The sequence below is a fragment of the Acidiferrimicrobium sp. IK genome, assembly GCF_025499425.1.
Classification (GTDB): Bacteria; Actinomycetota; Acidimicrobiia; order Acidimicrobiales; family Palsa-688; genus Acidiferrimicrobium.
Genome location: NZ_JAIMCB010000032.1, coordinates 1 through 6,174 on the forward strand (window position 1 = coordinate 1; position 6,174 = coordinate 6,174).

At 67.8% G+C, this 6,174-nt stretch carries 6 protein-coding genes and 1 pseudogene; 4 read left to right on the forward strand and 3 right to left on the reverse strand.

The features are described from left to right. Positions 1 to 175: 175 nt before the first annotated feature. From K6U06_RS24385 to K6U06_RS24925, 4 genes and pseudogenes are all read left to right on the forward strand, one after another. The gene (locus K6U06_RS24385) at positions 176 to 424 is read left to right on the forward strand and encodes a Y4bD/Y4pK family protein (RefSeq protein WP_262324595.1); all 249 of its coding nucleotides are present in this window, start codon (positions 176 to 178) and stop codon (positions 422 to 424) included. 190 nt (positions 425 to 614) lie between these two features. Continuing rightward, positions 615 to 1,091 (forward strand): hypothetical protein, encoded by a 477-nt coding sequence (locus K6U06_RS24390; protein WP_262324596.1) that lies wholly within the window; start codon positions 615 to 617, stop codon positions 1,089 to 1,091. Positions 1,092 to 1,113: 22 nt separating this feature from the next. Continuing rightward, on the forward strand, positions 1,114 to 1,341 hold the full coding sequence (locus K6U06_RS24395; RefSeq protein ID WP_262324597.1) for a hypothetical protein: 228 nt from the start codon (positions 1,114 to 1,116) through the stop codon (positions 1,339 to 1,341). After that, a pseudogene (locus tag K6U06_RS24925) lies at positions 1,342 to 1,647 on the forward strand (recombinase family protein); the annotation flags it as partial. A 166-nt stretch (positions 1,648 to 1,813) separates the two neighbouring features. Here the strand turns inward: K6U06_RS24925 and K6U06_RS24405 are convergent. The 3 genes from K6U06_RS24405 to K6U06_RS24415 all read right to left on the reverse strand — a co-directional run. Next, a complete protein-coding gene (locus K6U06_RS24405; protein WP_262324599.1) occupies positions 1,814 to 3,196 on the reverse strand; it encodes a transposase in 1,383 nt (460 codons plus the stop codon). Between the two features lie 123 nt (positions 3,197 to 3,319). Further along, positions 3,320 to 4,588: an IS256 family transposase gene (locus K6U06_RS24410; RefSeq protein WP_262324600.1), complete on the reverse strand. Its 1,269-nt coding sequence runs from the start codon at positions 4,586 to 4,588 to the stop codon at positions 3,320 to 3,322. A 275-nt stretch (positions 4,589 to 4,863) separates the two neighbouring features. After that, positions 4,864 to 6,174 (reverse strand): tyrosine-type recombinase/integrase (locus tag K6U06_RS24415; RefSeq protein ID WP_262324601.1); only part of this gene is annotated, 1,311 nt, incomplete at its 5' end.

A 6,174-nucleotide genomic window follows, 5' to 3' on the forward strand; every position in this document is an offset into this window, starting at 1 on the left:
CCGCAGGTCTCGACCTCGAGGTCGTCGAGGCCTTTCCAGTGCCCGCCGACCCGAGCGAGCACGGCCGGGTTGCGGTAGAGCTCGGTCTTGAACAAGGCGTTGACCGCCTCGGCCATCGCGTTGGACCTTGCCGTCGAATGCACCTGAAGGATCCGGTGAGCAGCGAACTGTTCGGGTGACTCATCCGTTCCATCCGTGGTCGGGCCGCGAGTTCCCGTTCGTGGTCGTGCAGCAGACCTGGCGACAGGATCGGGTGTTCTTCTTCGGCGAAGACGGGACTATGAAGTCGCTTCCTACGTCGTGGACCGATGTGGCCGAGCCGGATGTCTTCGTGACCATGTCAGGCGGCCGTTGCCCGTTCCGGGTGGTGGATCTGCTGGCTTTGGCGGAGCTCATCGACGGGATGCATCCCGACGCTGTGTAAGGCGAACTATGCCGTTGGTGTCAAGCCAATTATGTCACCGCTGTTAGGCAGGTGTATTGGATGAGTTGTCTAGGCCGCCTCTGCTGACCGGTAGCTGGGCGGAGGATTCCGTCGACTGCGCTTGACAGCCGTTCTGATATCGGCATAATAGGGCTTACACTGTTGTAGTCCTGATGCCGGGAGGGAGCGGATGGCTCGACGTAGGGAGGACCCGAAGGTTCAGGCGTTGCGGGAGGAGCGCTGCTTGAACCCCCGGCCTGAGGCGGTGCGGGACCCGGCGTTTGCGTCTTCGGAGTTCCTTGACGCCCGGGATCTGGTGCAGGTGAAGTACGAGATGGTGCGCCGGGTGAGAGTCGAAGGCGACGCGGTGAGCCGCACCGTGGCCGATTACGGGTTCTCCCGTCCGTCGTTTTACGAGGCCGCCGCCGCGCTCGACGCCGGCGGGCTGGCGGCGCTGGTCCCGGCCCGTCCGGGTCCTCGGCGGGCTCACAAGATGTCCGAGGAGGTAGTGGCTTTCGCCCAACAACGCCTGGACGAGGACCCGGACCTGCGGGCCGGCGATCTGGTCGAGGCGATCGAGCAGCGGTTCGGGTTGCGGGTCCACCCGCGCTCGGTGGAACGGGCCCTGGCCCGTTCCCGCCGGCCCAAAAGGGGCGGCACCCGATGAGCGCAGCGTCGATGACGGTGACGTGGAGCGCTATGAGGCGCTGCGAGCCCAAGCCCTGGGCGGCGGACCGACCGGCTGGCGTCACGGCCTCGCCCTGCTCCAGGGACGGGGAATGGCGGCATGGCTGCGGACCAGCCAGGCCATCCCGCCTGTCGGTTCCCGACCGACTGAACGCCCGGCCGGCGCGGAACATCTGGACGGCGATCTGGTCGGCGTGCTCGCAGCGATGGCTCTCGCTGTGGTGGGGTGAATGCCGGTGAGCGCCGAGACCGTCACCAAGGTCAAGGCTACGCACCTACAGCGGGCCGCCTATCTGTATGTCCGCCAGTCCACTCTGCGCCAGGTGTTGAACAACACCGAGTCGACGCTCCGCCAATACGATCTGCGCCGGCGGGCCGTGGCGTTGGGATGGACGGCAGAACAGATCATCGTGGTCGACGTCGACCAGGGGCACTCGGGGGCGTCGGCCGCTGACCGTGAAGGCTTCCAACGCCTGGTCGCCGATGTGAGCATGGGCCGGGCCGGGATCGTGCTCGGACTGGAATGCAGCCGTCTGGGAGCCCGTTGCAGTGAGCCGGGCACGCTGAGGTCTCCCCTGGTCGTCTTGCTCGAAGGTGAGCCCGGAGGAGCCCCGCGGATCAGTAGTCAGCTGGTGCGGGCGCTTTCGCCGCCGTTCTGGTCCATGGTTTGCCCTGTGACGAGGTCCGGACGGGTCGCCTTCATCAGCTACTGACTGCCATGCGGGACCACGGCGCGGTGGCGGCGTCGCTGAGAGAGCGACGGTAGATCTTCAAGAGGTTGTGGGTGCCCATGAGCAGCTTCCACTCGCTTTGGGCGGCGGCCTTGCCTCGGCGCATGAACCGTCTGGCCCCTCGGGCGTCCTTGGTTTGGCCGAAGACCGGCTCGATGATGTGCTGTCGCTTCGTGTAGATGGCCCTGCCCGAGGCGGTCGAGACCTTGCGGTCCATCTTGTCGACCAGGGTGGCATCGGCGCGCAGCGGTCCCCGCCGCCCGTTACGCGGTTGGGGGTTCTTGTTCATGTTGCGCGTGGCGATGAAGCAGTCGGGATCACTGTCGTCGAGGCGGGCCAGGTTGTCTTCGGAGGCGTAGCCGGCGTCGGCCAACAGCTTCGTCGGCCGCTCGGTGATGCCGGCGTCGTAGAGGGAACGGTTCGTGGCCTCGATCATCGGGTGGAGCTGGCCCATGTCGTTGTGCTCGTCGGTCACCTCGGCGGCGACGACGACCTGTTCCTCGTTGGCCACGGCCTGAGCGTTGTAGCCCTGGATATAACCGTCCTTGGTCTTCATGATGCGGCTCTCGGGGTCGCTGATGTTGGCCTTGGCCTCGGAGGTGTCGGGGGCCTTGGGCTTGCGGCCCCGAAGCTTTTTGCCGCTGGCCTGCTCTTTCTCGGCCCGTTCGGCCAGGTGGGCCTCGTGGGCCTCTTTGGCGGCTTTGTCTTGGGCCTCGAGCTCGGCCTTGGCCGCGGCCAGACGTTCGCGTCGGGCCGCCTTGCCGCGCAGGTGGGCGGGTGGCTCGTCCCCGGTGACGCCCGCGTCCAAGGCGGCGTCTTCCGCCGCGTCCTGGGCGGCGGCTTCTTCGAACATCTTTTGGACCGCCGCTTCGATGTGGTCCTTGGTGCGGTTGGCGTCGAGGGCGGCCGGGCAGCCCATCTTGGTCCCGTCGACGGCCACCACGCCGAGGCTAACCATCCCAGTCTGGGCGCACAGGCGCAGCGAAGAGGTGAACACCGACGCCATGGCCTCTTGGTGGCGCTGGCGGAACCGGGCGACGGTGGTGTGGTCCGGACACTGGTTGGCCGCCACCACCTTGAACCCGAGGTCGACATGGCAGGCCCGCTCGATCTGGCGCGAGGACCGGACGCCCAGGCAGTAGGCGTAGAGGGTCAACGCCACCATCATCTTGGGATCGTGGGCCGCTGCCCCCCAGCCGTCGGTCCGATAGCCGGCGTAGAAGGCGGCGAGGTCCATCTCGTCGACGGCGTCGAGCACGAACCAGGCCAGATGATCCTCGGGGAGCCAGTCGGCCACCGATGGGGGCAGCAGGTACACCTGGTCACGCTCGACCGCCAAGAAGTTGTACGCCATACACAAATTCTCGGCGATCAGCGCGATCAGGTCGCGGCAATCACGCGCGCGCTACCTGGACTTTCCCAGATTCCCCACCGAGAGTTTCTGCAACAGGCTCCTGTGGATGGGATTTTTGCGGGGTCACGCGGCGACCTCCCTGTCCTGCTCGCTGGGGCGCTCGACGATCACCCCCTTCTCGAACTTCGCGCCGGCACGGACCAGGGCGACGAGATGTGGTGCGTTGAGGGACCGCCACCGGTCCTGGGCGGCCTCGATGAGCTTGAACGCCATCGCCAGGCCGGCCGCTTTCGATCCTGGACCTTTGGTCACCTTGGTCCGTAGTCGCACCGTGGCGAAGGTCGACTCGATCGGGTTCGAGGTCTTCAAGTGGACCCAGTGCTCGGCGGGGTAGTCGAAGAAGCTGAGGAGGACGTCGGTGTCGTCGACGATCTTCGCGACGGCCTTGGGCCACTTCGCCCCGTAGTCCCGCTCGAAGGCCTTGATCGCCTTGACGGCGTGATCGCGGTCCTCGGCGTCGCGGATCTCCGCGATCGCCCGCCGGGCGGCCGGCTGGGCCGACTTCGGGAGGGCGTTGAGGACGTTCGCGGCCTTGTGCACCCAGCAGCGGGCCTCGACGGTCTCGGGGAACACGTCGCGCAACGCCGCCCAGAACCCCAGCGCGCCGTCGCCTACCGCGACGGTCGGGGCGGTCATTCCACGCCGGCGCAAGTCTCGCAGCACGTCCGCCCAGGACTCGGTCGACTCCCGGATCCCGTCGGTGATCGACACCAGCTCCTTGGTCCCGTCGCTGCGGACACCGACGATCACCAGGGCGCACAGGCGGTGCTCGTCCAACCGGACGTTGAAGTGCACCCCGTCCGCCCACACGTACACGTAGTCACGGTCCGCCAGGGATCGACGGGAGAACCGTTCGGCCTCGTCCTGCCACTGCGTTGTCAGGCGGGTGACCACCGACGCGGAGAGCCCCGCCGTGGACCCGAAGAACTCCTCCAACGCGGGGGCGAAGTCCTTCGAGCTCATCCCGTGCAAGTACATCAACGGCAACACTTCCGCGACCTTCGGGCTCTTGCGGGCCCACGGCGGGATGATCGAAGACCGGAACCGGCGACGCTGCCCGGTGGCCTCGTCGACCCGGCGGTCATCGACCCGCGGGGCGACCACTTCGACCGCACCGGCGCCGGTCTGGATGCTCCGGGGCTGCGCGTGGCCGTTGCGGACCACCAGCCGCTTCCCGTGCTCGTCTACCTCGTCGACCAGGCCCGACACGTACGCGTCGACCTCCGCCTCCAACGCAGCGGCCAGCATCCGCCGGGCACCCTCCCGCACGATCTCGTCCAGGCTCGAGCCCAGCTCCGCGCTCGTCTGCTTGTCAGCAACTACTCTCAACATCGACGTTCCTTCCTCGCCGGGGGTGGCACCCCGACAGTCACGTTTGGTCAGTGAGGAAGGGTAACTGTTCACCTACGTGGGCTGCGGCGGCATCCAAGGATCTCCTGAGAAGAGCCGCATGAGGGCGTCCATGGCGGAGATATCGTTCTTCCTGGTGGTGTCGAGGTAGCTGCGCAGGTGGGCGGATCGTTCGGCACCGGCTTTGCTGCGGAAGCAACCTGACACTTTTCGGTGCATTAACCGGCCCTCGGGGTGGTGTCAAGGAAAAGTTGCGGTCAGGTCCGATTGTTGAGCCGACGGAGGTGGCTGTCGAGACTGGCGATTACCCGGTCGTGGCGGGCGGTCTCGCTGTGCCAGCCCCGCCGGTTGGCGTCGTCGCGTAGGGAGCGGATGTCGGCGAGTTGGGCGTCGATGGCGGGAGCGAACTCGGCGGTGGTGGTGTAGCTGGGGCAGGTCTCGCAAATGTTGGCGTAGGGGCATGCCTCGGCAACCAGGTCGCGGGAGCAGTAGCCGTGAGCGACCCGGGTCTTGAGCATCTCGGAGCGGAGCCACGTTTCTCGCTGGGGGGCCTGGGGGCGACCGGAGGCTGAGACGGGGATGCGCCGGGCGAGCTTGCCGATGGCCTGGTCGTAGGCGGCCTTGACCGTCGGCGACGCGAGCCGGGCGTAGCGCAGGGTCATCTCCGGGCTGGTATGGCCGAGGAGGGCCATGAGCGCTTGGAGGCTCATCCCGGCGTTGGCGAGGCTGGTGGCGTAGGTGTGACGCAGCTGGTGGGGGGTGACCCGCCGTGCGGCGCCGTCAGGGCCGGTGAGACCGGCGGCGGCCACGGCCCGGGCGAGGCCGAGGCGCAGCCGGGCGGTCGGTGGCTGCTGGCCGTGCTCGACGAAGAGGAAGTCGGTGGGCCGGCCGTGGCGTGGGTGCGGGATGGCTCGTTGCGGTCCTCGCTGGGCGATCCACTCGTCGAGGGCGGCGAGGGTGGAGTCGTCGAGGGGGACGCTGCGTTCGGTGGCGAGCTTGCCGAGGGGAACGCGCAGCCAGGCACCATGCGTGCCGTAGTCGACGACGCAGTCCAACTCGAGGTCGATGAGCTCGCCGGCGCGCAGGCCGGTAGCGCGGATGACGGTGAGGCCGACACGGGCGATGGGGTCGTCGAGGTTGGCGACGGCGTTCATCACCGCAGTGTCGATGTCGGGTGGCAGCGCTCGGGGCAGAGGGTCGGGTTGGCGGGGGATGTCGGAGCCGAACATCAGCCTCCGGCCTGGCGCGTCGCCCCATTCCCATGCGGCGATGTCGTCGAGGAAGTTGCGAACGGAGATGACGTTATGCGCCGCGGCGCTGGCCGAGATCGACTTGCCGGGCTTCTTGCCGCCCCGCCACGGCCGGGTCGGGACCCAGGCGCAGAACGCCTCGATGTGTGAGCGTTGAAGGTCGGCGAGGCGTGCGACGTCGGGGGCGTTGGCGGCCAGGAACTCGCCGAAGCAGGCCAAGTCGTTCGTGAGTCCTGCGAGCGACCCGGGCCGCAGCGTCGGGCGGCGAGCGTCGAGGTAGGCGACCATGACACGGCGGACCTCGACCGCCGCGACCGC